The sequence below is a fragment of the Oerskovia paurometabola genome (genome assembly GCF_016907365.1).
In the GTDB taxonomy this organism is placed as follows: Bacteria; Actinomycetota; Actinomycetes; order Actinomycetales; family Cellulomonadaceae; genus Oerskovia; species Oerskovia paurometabola.
In genome coordinates, this window is the sequence record NZ_JAFBBV010000001.1 from 3,807,428 (window position 1) to 3,823,437 (window position 16,010).

Consider the following 16,010-nt stretch of genomic DNA (forward strand, 5'->3'; position numbering starts at 1 on the left):
GCGCCGGGACACGCGATGACGATTCTGGACGGCCGGGGCGCGCCCGGTGCCCCGGCCGTACAGTGGACGGCGATGACCTCTCCGGCTCCCTCCGCGTCCCCGCGCCCGCTGCGCGGGTCGGACTCGCGTGCACGGGCCAAGGCGCCCGTCCCGGCCTCGGCCGCGTGGCGCGAGGGGGACGACGCCGGGGACCGCCTCTTCGCCGACGTCGGCACGTTCGACCTCGAGGCCGGGGGCAGGCTCCCGGACGTGCGCGTGGCGTACGAGACCTGGGGAACGCTCGCGCCCGACGGCTCCAACGCCGTGCTCGTGCTGCACGCGCTGACCGGGGACTCGCACGTCGTCGGTCCGACCGGACCCGGTCACCTGTCCGCGGGCTGGTGGGAGGCGATGGTCGGGCCGGGCGCCCCCATCGACACCGACCGGTACTTCGTCGTCGCGCCCAACGTGCTCGGCGGCTGCCAGGGCACCACGGGCCCCGCGTCCGACGCGCCGGACGGCCGCCCGTGGGGCGGGCGCTTCCCCCGCGTGACGACCCGCGACCAGGTCGCCGTCGAGATCGAGCTCGCGCGCGCCCTGGGCATCACGTCGTGGGAGCTCGTGATCGGCGCGTCCATGGGCGGGCTACGCGTCCTCGAGTGGGCGATCCTCGGCCCCGAGGCGGGCATCACGGTCGAGTCGGTCGCGGTCATCGCGTCCGGTGCCCAGACGTCGGGCGACCAGATCGCGTGGGCGCACCCGCAGCTCGGTGCGATCCGCGCCGACCCGCAGTACCGCGGCGGCGACTACTACGACGTCCCCGACGACCAGGGTCCGCACGTGGGCCTCGGCATCGCGCGGCAGATCGCGCACGCGACCTACCGCAGCGCACGCGAGCTCGACGAACGCTTCGGCCGCCTGCCGCAGGGCGGCGAGGACCCGTTCACCGACGGGCGCTACGCCGTCCAGTCCTACCTGGACCACCACGGCGACAAGCTCTCGCGCCGCTTCGACGCGAACTCCTACGTCGTGCTCACCGAGTCCATGCTGACGCACGACCTGGGCCGCGACCGCGGCGGCGTCGATGCGGCCCTGGGCCAGATCACGGCCCGCGCGCTCGTCGTGGCCGTCGACACCGACCGCCTGTTCCTCCCCGAGCACTCGGCACGGATCGCCCAGGGCATCCCGGGCGCGCAGCCGCTGCGGCTCCTGCACTCGGAGTTCGGGCACGACGGGTTCCTCATCGAGTTCGACCAGCTCGGGCCCATGGTCACGCAGTTCCTCGGGGAGCGCGCGCAGGTCTGAGCCTCTGGAGCTCAGTCGCTGGTTCGCCGGGCCCACACCCGTCCCATCCCTTGCGCCGTGCGTGACGCCGCGGCCCGCACCCGGCACGATGTCACCATGACCGCAGACCTGGCCGAGGCCACCGCAGCCCTCCGTACCCAGTGGGACCGCCTCGAGAGGTGGCTCGGGTCGCTCGACGACACCCTGGACGACGCGGTCGACCAGCCCAGCGTCCTGGACGGCTGGACCGTGGGTGAGCTCGTGTCCCACCTGGGCCGGGCCATGGACGCGCTCGTGGCCGCAGGCCCGGTCGCCCCCGGCACCAACCCGCTCACGCTCGCCGAGTACCTCGGCACCTACCCCGAGCGCGCCGAGCAGATCGCCCAGGTGACCCGCGCCCTCGACGAGGAGATCGCGGCGGACCGCCTGGCGGCCGTCTCCGGGTACGCCCGGCGCGCGTTCGCACGGCTCGACGAGCTCGCCCCCACCGAGACCGTGGTCCAGGCCCGCCGCGGCCCCATCACGCTGCGCGACATGGTGGTCTCGCGCCTCATCGAGCTCGTCGTGCACGCCGACGACCTGGAGCGCAGCCTGCCGGGCGTCGCCGAGAAGGCCGTCGACCGGGGCGCTCTGGACCTCGTCGCGGCCGAGCTGCTGCGCATCGTCGTGACGCGCGGCGGCTGGAGCCTCGAGGTCGTCGACCCTCGCCTGTGGGTCCGCCTCGCGACGGGCCGCATCCCCTACGACGTCGACGACCTGGCCCGCGCGCTCGCGCCGCTCCACACCTCGGACTCGGTGCCGGACCTGGGGCGCATGCTGCCGCTGCTCTGAGCACGCCGCCGCGCCACGTGCGCGAGACGGGTGGTCGTGCGCGAGACGGGTCCCGGGGACCGGCGCGCAACCACCCGTCTCGCGCAGAAGGACCCATCTCACCGGACACGGGCGGGTCCGCCGCCCCAGGCGACCCAACTATGCTCGACCGGTGGTGAACGACGTGCGGGTGACGGTCCTGGCAGGCGGAGTGGGTGGCGCGAAGCTCGCCCACGGTATGGAGCTCGCGGGAGCCGACCTCACGGTCGTGGTCAACACGGCCGACGACGTCGAGCTGCACGGCCTCGCGATCAGCCCGGACCTGGACACCGTGACGTACACGCTCGCGGGCCTCGCCGACGACGTGCGCGGCTGGGGCCTCGCCGGGGAGACCTACGCGACGCTCGACGCCCTGCGCCGCCTGGGCGAGGACACGTGGTTCACGCTGGGCGACAAGGACCTCGCGACGCACGTCGCGCGCACGGCCCGCCTGCGCGCGGGGGCCACGCTGACCGAGGTCACGGCGCAGATCACCGGCTCGCTCGGGGTCCGCTCGCGCCTGCTGCCCATGACGGACGACCTCGTGGCGACCGTCGTCGAGACCGCCGACGGGCCGCTGGGCTTCCAGGAGTACTTCGTCGCCCGCCAGCACCGCGACGAGGTCCTGGGGCTGACGTTCGTGGGCGCCGAGCAGGCGTCCCCGGCCCCGGGCGTGCTCGACGCGGTCTCGGGGGCCGACCTGCTGGTCGTCGCCCCGTCGAACCCGTTCCTGTCGATCGAGCCGATCCTCAGCGTGCCGGGCGTGCGTGACACCCTCGCGTCCTCGTCGGCCCGCCGCGTCGCGGTGAGCCCGATCGTCGGCGGCCGCGCGCTCAAGGGCCCTGCGGCGTCGGTCCTCGCAAGCCTGGGGCACGACGTCTCGGCGCTCGGCGTCGCGCGCCTGTACGTGGGGCTGGTCGACGTCATGTGCATCGACGAGGCCGACCGCGACCTCGCGCCCGCGATCGAGGCCTTGGGCCTCGAGGTCCTCGTGACGGACACGGTCATGGGCGGGGCGCAGGGCCGCGAGCGCCTGGCGCGCGAGTTGCTCGCGGCATCGGCATGACGCCCGACGGCGCCGCTCACCCCGCGGTCACGGGTGCGGCGGGAGCGTCCCCGGGCCGGCAGCGTGTCGTCGCCGTGGTGCCGCTGCGCGACGGCTCGTCGGGCAAGTCGCGGCTCGCGACCGTGCTCGACCCGGCCGAGCGCAGCCGCCTGATCGCGACGCTCGCGCGGCACGTGGTGCGCACGCTGCTCGCGAGCGGGTCCGTGGAGCGGGTGCTCGTGGTGACGTCGGACCCTCGTTTCACGTGGCGTGCGCTGGGGAGCCTGGTCGAGCCGGTGCCGCCACCGATGGACGACGCCCCGCCGACGGTGACCGGCACTCCCGCCGGGGGGGACGGCGACAGCGCCGAGGGCGACGGCCCCGGCCGCCTCCAGATCGTCCTGCAGCCCGCGAGCCGCCCGGGGCTGAACGCCGCGCTCGACGTCGGCCGGGAGATCGTCGCGAGCCTCGCCGACCCGGCGGGCCAGGGCGCAGGTGGCACGGCCGTGCGATCCGTCCGGCTCCTCGTCGCCCACGCCGACCTCCCGGCGCTCACGACCGACGACGTCGAGGCCCTGCTCGCCGAGGACGCGCCCGTCGTCGTCGCGACCGACCGGACGCGCTCGGGCACCAACCTCCTGGCGCTCGACGCCGAGGCACCGTTCACGTTCCGCTTCGGCGTCGGGAGCCTCGAGGCGCACCTGGCCGAAGCCGAGCTGCGGGGCGTGCGCGCCGTCGTCGTGCAGCGGACCGGGACCGCGGTGGACCTCGACACGCTCGACGACTGGTCCGAGCTGCCGAGCGACGTCCGAGCCCGCGACGACCTCGCGGACCTGCACGCCGCCATGGACCGGGCCCGCCGGGGCTGACACCGCCGCCAGGCTGTCAGAACCCGCGAGCACCGGAGGTCACGCTCGCTCTGACGAGCACGCGGGAGCGGCCGGTGGCATCGTGACGGCATGGTGATCGAGGTGCGGCCCGCGACGGAGTTCGCCGACGTGCGCACGATGGTGGGGCCCAAGCGGCCCGACGCGAACGTGTGCTGGTGCCTGAGCTACCGCCTGCCCTCGAAGGAGAACGTCGCGCTCGTCGGTCCCGACCGCGGCGCGCTCGTCGAGGAGCTGTGCCGCCAGGACCCGCCCCCCGGCGTGCTCGCGTACGACGGGGACGAGGTCGTCGGCTGGGTTGCCGTGCACCCGCGCGCCGACACGGCCTTCGCCCGCAACCGCAAGATCCCGCACGTCGACGACCTCGACGTGTGGTCGGTGTGGTGCGTGCGGGTGCGCCCGGGCCACCGCGGGGCGGGCGTCTCGCACCACCTGCTGCAGGGCGCGGTCGCCTTCGCCCGCGAGCACGGCGCACCGGCCGTCGAGGGGTACCCGCTCGACAACCAGGGGAAGAAGATCGACCTGACCATGGCCTACGCGGGCACCAAGAAGCTCTTCGAGGACGCCGGGTTCACGCAGGCCGCGACGACCGGCTCGGTGCTCAACGGGTTCCCTCGCGTGCTCATGCGGCTCGACCTGCGCTGACCCCGCGGGGCACGGTCTCACCACCCGCCGCGGTGCACCACGTCCTCGAGCGGTCGGCGCGGGCGTCGCGTCGGGGAACCCCCCGACGCCGTAGCGCCGACCCCAGGTCCCCTCGCGCCTTCCCGAGGGGCCGGGTCCGCCGCATGCCCGACGGCGACCACCCCGGTCACCAGGAACTCGTCCGGCACCCCGAACCCCTCCCGCAATGCCTCGACCTGCCCCGGCGGCACCCCGAAGAAGCACGCGCCGAGTCCCTCGTCGACCGCGGTCTGGAGCATGAGCAGCGACGCCATGCCCGCGTCGACGTGCCAGTACGGGACGTCCCACGGGGAGTCGCCCTCGCCCGTGGCCTGCGCCGCCGCACGGGCCTTGTCGTCCTCGGCGTACCGCCGTAGGTACGCCTCGCGCGACGTCAGGACCACGACGACCACGGGGGCCGTCCGCATCCCGGCGAGCCACCGGCTCTCCTTCGCGGCGCCGCCAGGGGCCGCGTCCCCCTCGCCGCCCGCACCCCCGGCGGAACCGCCCCCGCCCGGCTCCCCCACCGCGCGGGGCGAGGTCGCGGACCAGAAGCGCGCGACGCCGTCGGGCGTGTCGAGGACGACGAACGCCCACCCCTGCGTGAAGCCGGCGTTGGGTGCGCGGACCGCGTTGCGCAGCAGGCGGTCCACGGACCGGGGATCGACGGGCTCGTCCGTGAAGCGTCGGACCATGCGGCGGCGGCGGACGACGTCCTGGAACTCCATGCCGACCATGCTGCCAGCCCGCGGCCACACCGAGCACGCGGCCGAGCGTCCGGACCACCCGCTCCCCGCGCGCCGCCGCTCGCCCGGTGCCACGATGCGTGAGTCGCGCCGTCGGCCACGACCCGGCACCCCCCGTCGCAGGAAGGCCACGCACGTGAGCGAAGAACGCAGGACGCCCGGCGCGGGGACCATCACGGTCGCCGCGCTCGCCGTCATGAACATCGTCGCGGTCGTGAGCCTGCGCGGGCTCCCCGCAGAGGCCGAGTACGGGCTCGCCTCGACGTTCTACTACCTGTTCGCGGCGCTGTTCTTCCTCGCCCCGGTGGGGCTCGTGGCTGCCGAGCTCGCGACGGGCTGGCCCGAGGAGGGCGGCATGTTCCGCTGGGTCGGCGAGGCGTTCGGCAGCCGGTGGGGGTTCCTCGCGATCTTCATGGTGTTCATCGAGGGCTGCATCTGGTTCCCCACGATCCTCACGTTCGCCGCCGTGACGCTCGCGTACACGGGGGACGCAGCGAGCGCCCCGCGGCTGTCGGGCGACAAGGTGTTCGTGCTCGCGGTCGTGCTCGCGGTGTTCTGGCTCGCGACGCTCATCGCGCTGCGGGGCGTGAAGTCGTTCTCCCAGGTCGCGAAGTGGGGTGGGATCGTGGGGACGCTCGTGCCGGCCGCGATCCTCATCGGGCTGGCCGCCGCATACCTCGCGGCGGGCAACCCGTCGCAGGTCGAGCTCTCGTGGGGCGCGTTCGTGCCGGACCTGTCGAAGGTGTCGAACATCGTGCTCGCGGCGAGCATCTTCCTGTTCTACGCGGGCATGGAGATGAACGCGGTGCACGTGCGGTCGATCAAGAACCCGATCCGCAACTACCCGATCGCGATCCTCGTGGCCGCGCTGGGGGCCGTCGTCGTGCTCGTCCTGGGGACGCTCGCCATCGCCGTGGTCATCCCGACGGGGCAGATCGACCTGACGCAGAGCCTGCTCACGGCCTACCACCTGCTGCTCTCCTGGGCGGGGGTCGGGTGGGCGGCGCCGTACCTGGCCGCGATGCTGGCCGTGGGCGTGCTCGCGGGCATCGTGACCTGGGTCGCGGGCCCGGCGACGGGTCTGCTGTCCGTGGCGCGCGCGGGCTACCTGCCACGCTGGTTGCACCGGACGAACCGGGCGGGCATGCCCTCGCGCATCCTGCTGGTCCAGGCCGCGGTCGTCACGGTCCTGTCGGTCCTGTTCGTGGTCCTGCCGTCGGTCCAGGCCGCGTACCAGCTCCTGAGCCAGCTCACGGTGATCCTGTACCTGGTCGCGTACGTGCTCATGTTCGCGGCGGTCATCGCCCTGCGGTACTCCCAGCCCGCCCGACCGCGCCGCTACCACGTGCCCGGCGGCATCGTGGGCGTGTGGGTCATCGGCGGGTGCGGCCTGCTCGCGGCGGCTCTCGCGCTCGTGGTGAGCTTCGTGCCGCCCGCGCAGGTCGAGGTGGGTAGCCCGACGACGTACGTGGGTCTGCTCGTCGGCCTCAGCGTGGTCTTCGTGGCGCTGCCGTTCTGGGCGTACGCCGCGCGCCGGGCGTCGTGGCGCGACGAGACGCTCGACTTCGCACCGTTCACGTGGCAGGTCGGCGCCCAGGAGTCGGAGATCCGGGGCGCGGGGGCGCAGGCCGCGCCCCCCGAGGCGCCGGCCTAGAGCCGCTCGGCGAGCAGCTCGACGAGCGCCTTGCCCTGCACGCCGCCGAGCTGGTCGGCCTGGGTGCGGCACGAGAACCCGTCGGCGAGGAAGATGTCGTTCGGGCCGGCCTTGCGCAGCGCGGGCAGGAGTGCGTTCTCCGCGACCGCCACCGACACGTCGTAGTGGCCCTTCTCCATGCCGAAGTTCCCGGCGAGGCCGCAGCATCCGGCGAGCGTGTCGATCGTGGCGCCGGCCCCGCGCAGCAGCTTCTCGTCGGCCGCGAAGCCCATGACGGAGTGCTGGTGGCAGTGCGGCTGGACGACGGCCGTGACGTCGGACAGGTCGGGCACCTGCCAGGTCTCGGGTGCGGGGCGCGTCTCGGGGCGCGTGAGGAGCTCGGCGACCGTGTGGGTCGCGCCCGCGACGGCCTTGGCGCGCGGGTCGTCGGGGAAGAGGTCGAGCAGGTCGGAGCGCAGCACCGCGGTGCACGAGGGCTCGAGCCCGACGATCGGGATCCCGTTGACCGCGAACGGTCCCAGGACCTGGAGCAGGTTCTCGAGCCGCTTGCGGGCCCCGTCGAGCTGGCCCGTGCTGATCCAGGTCAGGCCGCAGCAGGCCTGCTGGTCGGGCACGATCACGTCGTAGCCCGCGGCGTCGAGCACCGTGACCGCGGACTGCGGCACCGAGGGCGCGAGCGCGTCGCTGAACGAGTCGGTCCACAGCACGACCTGCGGCCGCTTGCCCGCCTTGGGCCGACCGGGCGTCTGCCCGACGGCGAGCCCTGGCACCCCGTTCGTCGCACCTCCGCGCTTCCACCAGGTGCGGAACGGGACCTCGGCGAACTTCGGCACCTCGCGGCGCGGGTCCATGCCGCCGAGCGAGAGCACGAGCTTCGCGAGCGGCCGGATGCCGAGGACCGTGTTGATGAACCGCGGCATCATGCCCGCGAGGCGCGACCAGCGCGGCAGCCAGCCGAGCGCGTAGTGGTTCATGGGGCGCAGCTTGCCCTGGTAGGTGCGGTGCAGGACCTCGGCCTTGTACTGGGCCATGTCGACGCCCGCCGGGCAGTCGGCCGAGCACGCCTTGCACGACAGGCACAGGTCGAGCGAGTCGCGCACCTCGGGCGACGTGAGGCCGCCCACGAGCGTGCCGTTGATCGCGTCCTGGAGCACGCGCGCCCGTCCGCGCGTGACGTCCTTCTCGTCCTTGGTCGCCTGGTAGGACGGGCACATGAACCCGCCCGACGCCGACGAGTCCGCGCGGCACTTGCCGACGCCGACGCAGCGGTGCACGGCCTGGGTCATGTCACCGTGGTCGTGGCCGAACGAGAAGCCGCCCTTGGTCGGCAGCACGGGCAGCGCCTTGGGCCGGCGCAGGTCTGCGTCGACCGCGTTGGGTCGCACGATCACCCCGGGGTTGAGGACGTCCTGCGGGTCGAACAGCGCCTTGACCTGCTCGAACAGCGAGATGGCCTCGGGCGAGTACATGACGGGCAGCAGCTCCGAGCGTGCGCGGCCGTCGCCGTGCTCACCGGACAGCGAGCCGCCGTACTTGGCCACGAGCTCGGCGGCCTCGGTCATGAAGGTCCGCAGCACCGAGCCCGACGTCTCGAGCGGGATGTCGATGCGCAGGTGCACGCACCCGTCGCCGAAGTGCCCGTACGGCAGGCCGTCGACGCCGTAGCGCGCCATGAGCGCGTCGAGGTCGCGCAGGTAGGCGCCCAGCTTCTCGGGCGGGACGGCGGAGTCCTCCCAGCCCGGCCACGCCTGCTCCCCCGCCGGCGTGCGCCCGGCCAGCCCGGCGCCGTCGGCCCGGATCTGCCACATGGCCGTGGCGTCAGGACCTGCGGGCAGGATGCGTGTGGACGTCGACGCGGAGGCCGCGACGATCGCCTCGGCGTTCGCGTACGCCTCCTCGGGAGTCGCTCCCCCGACCTCGACCATCATCCAGCCACCGCCCGGCGGCAGCTCGGGGACCGAGCCCGCACCCTTGGCGCGGCGCACCACGTCGACGAGGCGGGCGTCGAGGCCCTCGACCGCGAGCGGGCTCAGCGAGAGGAGGGCGGGGACGTCGTCGGCCGCGGTGGGCATGTCCTCGTAGGCGAGGACGACGAGCGTGGGCGCGCTCGGCATCGGGACCAGGGCGACCGTGGCCTCGAGGATCGTGACGAGGGTGCCCTCGGAGCCCACGAGGAACTTCGCGAGGTCCGAGCCGTTCTCCGGCAGCAGGTGCTCGACCGAGTACCCGGAGACCTGCCGCCCGAACCGCCCGAACTCGGTGCGGATGAGCGCCAGGTTGTCCTTGACGAGCTGCGCGAGGCCGGGGACCGCCGCGAACGTCGGGTCGCCCTTGCCCGCGGTGAATCGCCGGCCCGTGCCGTCGACCACGTCGAGCTCGACCACGTTGTCCGCGGTGCGCCCGTAGGCGACCGCGTGCGGACCGCACGCGTTGTTGCCGATCATGCCGCCGAGCGTCGCGCGGTTCTGCGTCGAGGGGTCGGGGCCGAAGCGCAGGCCGTGCGAGGCCGCGGCCTTCTGCAGCGTCGACATGACGACACCCGGCTCGATGCGGGCCGTGCGCGCCGCCGGGTCGACCGACAGGACCCGGTTGACGTGCCGCGAGAAGTCGATCACGACGCCCGGGCCGATCGAGTTGCCCGCGACCGACGTGCCCGCGCCGCGCGCCGTGAGCGGCACGCCGAGCTCGCGCGTCACCTCGAGCGTCGCCACGACGTCCTCGGTCGAGACCGGGAAGACCACCATCTCGGGGACGACGCGATAGTTCGACGCGTCGGTCGAGTACTCGGCCCGGCGACGCGTCGAGGAGTCGACGATGCCGCGCGTCGTGGTGCGCAGCGCGGCCGCGACGGCCTCGCGCGCCGCGTCCGCGGCACGCTCGGCCTCGCTGAGGGCCGCGGACCGCGTGGCCTCCTCGGCGGCGGCCGCCTTCGCGGCGTGCTGGGCGTCCGCCTCCGTGCGCTCGGGCGGGACGGGGGCTCCTGCGGCGTCGAGTTCAGCAGTCACGTCGGCGATTCTCCCACCACTCCCCGGGGCCGCGGACGCGCGTCCGGGGAGTGTCCCGGATCGGGGGTTGCGCGGGGGACGGGTCGGCACCGTGCCCGACGGCGGCGCGCGGTTCACTGCCCGGCGCCGGGCGGCGGAGCGGACGGAAGGTCCCCGGACCCACCCTCGCCACGTGCGGGCCAGCACTCGGTGGTGCGCTGTGCCGGGTGCGCGGTGCACATGTGCGCCGTGCTGGGCTGCACCGTGCCAGGGGTGACCCTGTACGAGCCTGCCCACCGGCTCCTGGAGTTGCCCTGCCCGGGCCGGGTCGTGCTCGCTCCCGCTCGTGGCTACCGACTTCCGTCCGCTCCGGTCGCAACGGTACTGCGGGTCGGCCCGCGCACCGAGCCCGAGGGCGGAGCACGGGCGACCGGCGGGACCTAGCGCCTCGTCTCGTACCTGGTCTGGAGCACACCGCCGGGGAACGTCCGGGTCTCCACCAGGTCCAGCTTCACCCAGGTGTCCAGGGACGGGAAGAACGGCGTGCCGCCGCCCACCAGGACCGGGTGGGTGACGATCACGTACTCGTCGATCAGCCCGGCCCGCATCACCGACGCGGCGAGGGCGGCGCCGCCGACGTCCAGCGGGCCGTCGTCCTCGGCCTTGAGCCGGGCGATCTCGGCGACGGCGTCGCCGGTGACCAGGCGGGCGTTCCAGTCGACCGCGCTGATCGTCGAGGAGAACACCACCTTCGGCATGTCCCGCCAGCGGCGGGCGAACTCGGCGTGCGCCGGTGTGACGCCGGGCTCTTGGTCGGCGGTCGACCAGTGGGGGCTCATCGCCTCCCACAGGCCGCGCCCGTACAACGCCGTGCCCGTCGCCCCCACCCGGTCGGACCACCACTGGAACAGCTCGTCGCTCGGCACGCTCCAGCCGAGGTCGTCGCCGGGCGCGGCGACGTATCCGTCCAGGCTCATGCTCATGGCAAACGTCAGCTTCCCCATGGTGTCGTCCTCCCGGCTGCCGGTGTTCGGTGTACTACAGACGGCCGCAGTGGCGCGAAGTCATCGACGAGGACCTGTGCGACCCCGCGCGCGGGGCCTCAGCCCACGCCGTCACCCTCGACGTCAGCCGTCCAGTTGACCTGCTGGATGCGGGTGTCGAGCTCACGCAGCGCACGCGCCAGGTCGTCGGCCTCGGCCCGCGTCGCGGGCACGTCCACACCCGACACGTACCGCAGCTCGGTGCGCGTGAAACGGTCCTGGGAGGCCGATGCGGCGTCGGCGAGGTCGCTCCGCAGACGGTGCCGCAGGCGCAGCACGTCGCGACGCGCGAGCGCGGCCGTCATGGTCAGGCCAGGCTCGACCTCGGTCGCGAGGTTCGCCGCGTTGATGCGCCCGATCAAGGACTCGAGCTGCGCCGCGGTGCGCTCGTGCTCGGCGAGCAGCGCGACCGGGTCCTCGGCCGGGAGGTCGCCCTCCTGGTGGCGGGCGTTCGCGATCGCCCTGCTCGCCAGCTGGGCGAGCCGGCGCTGGAGGTCGGCGCGCTGCGCGAGGGCCTCGGCGAGCTTCATCGTTGATCGACTCCTGGTGCTGGGACGGGACGGACTTCCGGTCCGAACCTATCTCGGTCCGACGAACCCGTCGCAGGATCGCCGCACCTGCCTAGAGCACCAGCTCCGGCTGCAGCCTCGTCGGGCTCCACACCCGCTGCCGGTACGCGGCGAACGTCGTGGCCGCGAGCGCGACCGCGAGGACCACGAGGAGCACCCCCACGTCCCGCGCGACGGTCGCGAGGTCCCCGCCGTAGAGGAGCTGCCGGAGCCCCTCGACCGTGTAGGACATGGGCAGGAAGCGGTGCAGCGCGCGCAACGGCTCGGGGATCGTCTGCCACGGGAACGTCCCGCCCGCGGTCACGAGCTGGACGAGCATGAGCACGAGCCCCAGGAACTGCCCCACCGCCCCGAGGTACACGTTGAGCGCCTGGAGGATCGCGACGAACGTCGCCGACGCGAGCACGAGCAGGACCGCGGTCCCCACGGCGTACACGGGGTCGATGTCGAGCGCGAACTTCACGACCGTGAACATGAGCGCGACCTGGGCCACGCCGATCACGGCCGGCGGGAGCCAGCCGCCGAGCGCGGTCTGCCACGCGGGTCGCCCTGCCGCGAGCGACCGGTTCGACAGGGGCCGCACGAGCAGGAACAGCACGTACGCGCCGATCCACGCCGCGAGCGACATGAAGAACGGCGCGAGCCCGGCCCCGTACGTGCCCGCGTTCGCGATCGTGTCCTTCTTCACCGCGACCGGGTTGCCGAGCGTCTTCGCCGTCTCCTCCTGCGTCTGCTCGTCGACGTCGGGGATGCGCCCCAGTCCCGCCGCGAGGCCGTCGTAGAGCTCGGTCGTGCCGGACTGGAGCTGGGCCGTCCCGTCGCGCAGGGTCACGCTCGACGACGCGAGCTCGGCTGCGCCGTCGGACACCTGCGCCGTGCCCGAGGCGAGCGCGCCCGCGCCGCTCGCGAGCGTGCCCGCCCCGTCCTCGAGCTCTGCCGCGCCCGACGCGAGCCGGTCCCCGCCCGACGCCGCGGTCGCGATGCCCTGCGTGAGGGCGGGTGTGGCTCCCGCGAGCGTCGCCGCCCCGGCCGCGACCTGCGCCGAGCCCGCGCTGAGCTCGCCCAGCTTCCCGGCGGCCCCCTCGACGGTGGCGGCGGCGTCCTCGACCGCGGGCGTGATGTCGGTGATGGCCTGGCTGACGACGGGCTGGATCTGGTCGGCCTGGGCCTGCGTGAGCGTCCCGTCCGCGACGAGCTGGTCGAGCAGCGCCTGGACGTCGGCGTCGGCGTTCGCGAGCTGCCCGACGACGTCTCTCGCCGCCGTTGCCGCCTGCTGCCCGTAGCCCGCGACCTGGGCGTTGCCGTCCGCGACCTGCTGCGCACCGTCGGCCAGCTCCTGGGTCTGCGCCGGGAGGTTCGCAGTCCTGCTGCGCAGCGTGTCGAGGCCGTCCGACAGGGTGCCCGCGCCCGAGGCGAGCGTGCCGCTCGCGGTCGACAGCTCGTCGGCCCCGTCGGCGAGGCGGGCCGCACCGCTCGCGGCCTCGCTCGCCCCCGCCGCGAGCCGGGCCGTGCCGTCCACGAGCTGCCCGGTCCCGTCGGAGAGCTGCGTGGCGCCGTCGACCAGCTTCTGCGCACCCTCGACCCCGCTCGCGAGGTTGGTGTGGATCGAGGCGAACCCCTTGAGGAACGTGTCGGCGGCCTCGGTGCCCACCTGCTCGGCGATCGCGTCACGGACCTTGCCCACGATCGTGTCCGCGATGGTCGCGGCGAGGTAGTTGTTGGCGTCGTTGGTGATGAGCACCAGGCTCGCCTGCTGCGGCTCGAACCTTCCCGACGAAGCCAGGTCCTCCGAGAACGTCGGACCGATGACGAGGGCGGCGTCGAAGCGTCCCGACCGCACCCCGGCCTCGGCGTCCGCCTGTGTCGTCTCGACCCAGCCGAACCCGCCGTCACCGTCGACGAGCTGCTTCGCGACCTCGTCGCCGAAGTTCTTCTCGGTCGAGGTGCCGTCGACCGCGTCCTCGACGGTCGTGCCGCGGTCCTGGACGACGAGCGCCGCCGGGACCTCGGCGAGCTTGTCGTAGGGGTTCTCGTTCGCGAACAGGTACAGCCCCGAGTACAGCGTGGGGATCACGATCATCGCGAGGATCGCGAGCTTGGGCAGGGTCCCGGCGCTGATGCGCCGGAGCTCGGAGATCCCGAGGCGGATCGCGGTCATCGGTCGGCCTCCTCGTCGGTGTCGGGGTCCGGTGCGGCGGGTGGGGCGTCAGGTGGTTCGGGGACCGGTTCGGGAGCCACAGCCTGGTGGCGTCCCGGCTCTGCCCGGTCGAAGAGCGTGGTCGGGTCGGTCGTCTCGACGGGCTCCGGCGGTCCGACGGTCCCGTCCTGGTCGCCCTGCCGCGCGTCCGGTACCGCCGCCGGCTCGGGCCGCGTCCGCAGGGCCTCGACCGGCGCCGCACGGAGCGCGTCGTCGCCGCGCGCTGGCGGCAGGTCGGCACCGAGGTCGCGGGCCGAGGAGCGCGTGCACTGGACGAGCACGCCGTAGCCGAGCGCCGCGAGGGACTCCGCGACGGCCCACCAGCCCGAGGGTTCCCCCCGGTGCCGGTCGGGCAGGGTCAGGACGAGGAACCGCACGTCCTTGCGCTCGGACGCGAGGGACGACAGGAGGGCGGTGCGCAGCGTGCCGTGCAGCTCGTCGACGCGGTCGCCGCGGCGGTCCAGCAGGTCGTGCGCGTCGAGCCACTTCGCGGCGCGACCGGGCAGGGACCACTGGCCCGCGAGCGAGAGCTCCTCGGCGACGACGTCCCCGACCGTGAGCGCCTCGTCGGGCTCGGAGATCCCCGGGACGTCGACCACGGCCGTGACACGGCGCAGGTCCGCGGTCGCGGTCGTGGTGGTGCCGTCGTCGCCCACGAGCGTGACGGTCCCGGTGTACGGGGCGAGGCGACCGGTCGCGACGAGCGCGAGCGCGGTGTGCCCGTGGCCCGGCTCGCCCGCGAGGAGGACGCACTCCCCCGCGGCGAGGGTCAGGGTGGTGGCTTCGAGCATCGGCGCCCGCCGACCCTCGACCTGGACGTCGTCCAACGCGATCTGCACCGTCGTGTCCTCTCGTGGCGGGCCTCCGCGCGGATGGGCCGCGACGGAGCCTCCGTCGATCTTCCGTTGGACCCCGCAGGAGCGCACCTTGTCCGGGTCGGGCGCAGCCCGGCGCCCCGCTCGTCCGGCCGCTCGTTCTGCTCGGCCGGAGGGTGAAGGTCCTTCGCTGCCCCGGCCGGGTCAGCGTCGGGTCGGTAGCCTGGGGAAACGGGCGTCGAGAGGAGATTTCATGCGTGTCGTGATCGTCGGGGCGAGCGGAAACGTCGGCTCGGCCCTGCTGCGCAGGCTCGTGGGTGACCCGGTGGTCACCTCGGTCGTCGGGGTCGCGAGCCGGGTGCCTCGCGCCGACGGTTCGAGCACCGTCGTGCCGCCGTTCGACGCCGCCGAGTGGGTCCGCTGCGACCTCACGGACCCGGAGCAGGTCGTGGCCTCGCGTCTCGCGGGCGCGTTCGTCGGTGCCGACGCCGTGGTCCACCTCGCGTGGGCGATCGACCCCGCGCACGACCGCGACGAGCTCGCGCGCGTCAACGTCGAGGGGACGAGGCGGGTCGCCGCCGCGGCGGCGCGGGCGGGCGTGGGGCACCTCGTGGTCGCGTCGTGCGCGAGCGCGTACTCGCCCGCCTTCGACGACGCGCCCCGCGACGAGTACTGGCCCACGGCGGGGATCGCCGGGTCGGTCTCGAGCGCGCAGAAGGCCGAGGTCGAGGGGTTCCTGGACCGCTTCGACGCCGAGCACCCCGGGATCGTGGTGACGCGCGTGCGCGCGCCCTTCACGTTCCAGCGCGACGCCGCGAGCGAGGTCTCGCGCCTGTTCTTCGGCAAGCTCCTGCCGGCGCCGCTGCGCCGCAAGGGTCACCTGCCCACGCTCGTGTGGCCGCGCGGCATGCGCCTGCAGGTGGTCCACGCCGACGACCTCGCGGACGCCTACCGCGAGATCCTCGTGGGTCGGCACCCGGGGACGTTCAACATCGCCTCGCAGGACGTCCTCACGGGCCCCGACGTCGCCGCGATCGTCGCGCAGGGACGGCTCCGGGAGGTGTCGCCGGGGTCCCTGCGGCGGGCGGTCGCGGTCGCCTGGACGGCCCGGTTGGTCCCGCTCGACCCGGGCTGGTTCGACGTCGCGCTCGCCGTACCGGTGCTCGACACGGCGCGCGCTCGACGGTTGCTGCGGTGGGCGCCGGTGCACGACGCCCACGCCACGGTCACCGAGGTCGTCGGTGGCCTGGTCGAGGGCGCGGGCACGCAGAGCCCACCGCTGCTGCCGTCCTAGG

At 74.2% G+C, this 16,010-nt stretch carries 13 protein-coding genes; 7 read left to right on the forward strand and 6 right to left on the reverse strand.

The genetic code is table 11. The features are described from left to right. Positions 1–72: 72 nt before the first annotated feature. The 5 genes from metX (at position 73) to JOD48_RS16980 (ending at position 4,689) form a co-directional block, all read left to right on the forward strand. Entirely contained in the window at positions 73–1,284 is a 1,212-nt protein-coding gene (gene metX / locus JOD48_RS16960; RefSeq protein WP_225226726.1) for a homoserine O-acetyltransferase MetX, read from the forward strand. 96 nt (positions 1,285–1,380) lie between these two features. Next, positions 1,381–2,094 (forward strand): maleylpyruvate isomerase N-terminal domain-containing protein, encoded by a 714-nt coding sequence (locus JOD48_RS16965; RefSeq protein WP_191789578.1) that lies wholly within the window; start codon positions 1,381–1,383, stop codon positions 2,092–2,094. Between the two features lie 151 nt (positions 2,095–2,245). Further along, positions 2,246–3,178: a 2-phospho-L-lactate transferase gene (gene cofD, locus JOD48_RS16970; protein ID WP_307824223.1), complete on the forward strand. Its 933-nt coding sequence runs from the start codon at positions 2,246–2,248 to the stop codon at positions 3,176–3,178. Further along, positions 3,175–4,026, forward strand: a complete 852-nt coding sequence (cofC, locus tag JOD48_RS16975; RefSeq protein ID WP_204809870.1) for a 2-phospho-L-lactate guanylyltransferase — start codon at positions 3,175–3,177, stop codon at positions 4,024–4,026. The genes cofD and cofC overlap by 4 nt, the downstream gene beginning before the upstream one ends. Positions 4,027–4,116: 90 nt before the next feature. Continuing rightward, a complete protein-coding gene (locus tag JOD48_RS16980; protein WP_204809871.1) occupies positions 4,117–4,689 on the forward strand; it encodes a GNAT family N-acetyltransferase in 573 nt (190 codons plus the stop codon). A 17-nt stretch (positions 4,690–4,706) separates the two neighbouring features. On the opposite strand, the gene JOD48_RS16985 is transcribed toward JOD48_RS16980, so the two are convergent. Beyond that, complete coding sequence (locus tag JOD48_RS16985) at positions 4,707–5,435, reverse strand: nitroreductase family protein (RefSeq protein ID WP_204809872.1); 729 nt, start codon at positions 5,433–5,435, stop codon at positions 4,707–4,709. Between the two features lie 154 nt (positions 5,436–5,589). Between JOD48_RS16985 and gadC the strand changes: the two genes are divergently transcribed. After that, the gene (gene gadC, locus JOD48_RS16990; protein WP_204809873.1) at positions 5,590–7,107 is read left to right on the forward strand and encodes a glutamine/gamma-aminobutyrate antiporter GadC; all 1,518 of its coding nucleotides are present in this window, start codon (positions 5,590–5,592) and stop codon (positions 7,105–7,107) included. Here gadC and JOD48_RS16995 read toward each other — a convergent pair. From JOD48_RS16995 to JOD48_RS17015, 5 genes are all read right to left on the reverse strand, one after another. Continuing rightward, positions 7,104–9,944, reverse strand: a complete 2,841-nt coding sequence (locus JOD48_RS16995; protein ID WP_191789756.1) for an FAD-binding and (Fe-S)-binding domain-containing protein — start codon at positions 9,942–9,944, stop codon at positions 7,104–7,106. The two genes, gadC and JOD48_RS16995, sit on opposite strands and share 4 nt — an antisense overlap. A gap of 587 nt (positions 9,945–10,531) precedes the next feature. Further along, positions 10,532–11,095 carry a dihydrofolate reductase family protein gene (locus JOD48_RS17000; RefSeq protein WP_204809875.1) on the reverse strand — a complete coding sequence of 188 codons (564 nt, stop codon included), beginning with the start codon at positions 11,093–11,095 and terminating at the stop codon, positions 10,532–10,534. 98 nt (positions 11,096–11,193) lie between these two features. Beyond that, a complete protein-coding gene (locus JOD48_RS17005) occupies positions 11,194–11,664 on the reverse strand; it encodes a DIP1984 family protein (protein ID WP_191789583.1) in 471 nt (156 codons plus the stop codon). Positions 11,665–11,755: 91 nt separating this feature from the next. Further along, positions 11,756–13,861 carry a YhgE/Pip domain-containing protein gene (locus JOD48_RS17010; RefSeq protein WP_191789584.1) on the reverse strand — a complete coding sequence of 702 codons (2,106 nt, stop codon included), beginning with the start codon at positions 13,859–13,861 and terminating at the stop codon, positions 11,756–11,758. Further along, positions 13,858–14,739: an ATP-binding cassette domain-containing protein gene (locus JOD48_RS17015; protein WP_191789585.1), complete on the reverse strand. Its 882-nt coding sequence runs from the start codon at positions 14,737–14,739 to the stop codon at positions 13,858–13,860. Before JOD48_RS17015 ends, JOD48_RS17010 begins: the two co-directional genes overlap by 4 nt. 229 nt (positions 14,740–14,968) lie before the next feature. Between JOD48_RS17015 and JOD48_RS17020 the strand changes: the two genes are divergently transcribed. Further along, positions 14,969–16,009 carry an NAD-dependent epimerase/dehydratase family protein gene (locus tag JOD48_RS17020; RefSeq protein WP_204809876.1) on the forward strand — a complete coding sequence of 347 codons (1,041 nt, stop codon included), beginning with the start codon at positions 14,969–14,971 and terminating at the stop codon, positions 16,007–16,009. The last annotated feature ends 1 nt before the right edge of the window (position 16,010 follow it).

Bases quoted from the DNA above. Each gene is read 5' to 3' on its own strand.
- metX (WP_225226726.1), top strand. From the start codon at position 73: ATGACCTCTCCGGCTCCCTCCGCGTCCCCGCGCCCGCTGCGCGGGTCG.
- JOD48_RS16965 (WP_191789578.1), top strand. From the start codon at position 1,381: ATGACCGCAGACCTGGCCGAGGCCACCGCAGCCCTCCGTACCCAGTGG.
- cofC (WP_204809870.1), top strand. From the start codon at position 3,175: ATGACGCCCGACGGCGCCGCTCACCCCGCGGTCACGGGTGCGGCGGGA.
- JOD48_RS16980 (WP_204809871.1), top strand. From the start codon at position 4,117: ATGGTGATCGAGGTGCGGCCCGCGACGGAGTTCGCCGACGTGCGCACG.
- JOD48_RS16985 (WP_204809872.1), bottom strand. From the start codon at position 5,435: ATGGAGTTCCAGGACGTCGTCCGCCGCCGCCGCATGGTCCGACGCTTC.
- JOD48_RS17000 (WP_204809875.1), bottom strand. From the start codon at position 11,095: ATGGGGAAGCTGACGTTTGCCATGAGCATGAGCCTGGACGGATACGTC.
- JOD48_RS17005 (WP_191789583.1), bottom strand. From the start codon at position 11,664: ATGAAGCTCGCCGAGGCCCTCGCGCAGCGCGCCGACCTCCAGCGCCGG.
- JOD48_RS17010 (WP_191789584.1), bottom strand. From the start codon at position 13,861: ATGACCGCGATCCGCCTCGGGATCTCCGAGCTCCGGCGCATCAGCGCC.
- JOD48_RS17020 (WP_204809876.1), top strand. From the start codon at position 14,969: ATGCGTGTCGTGATCGTCGGGGCGAGCGGAAACGTCGGCTCGGCCCTG.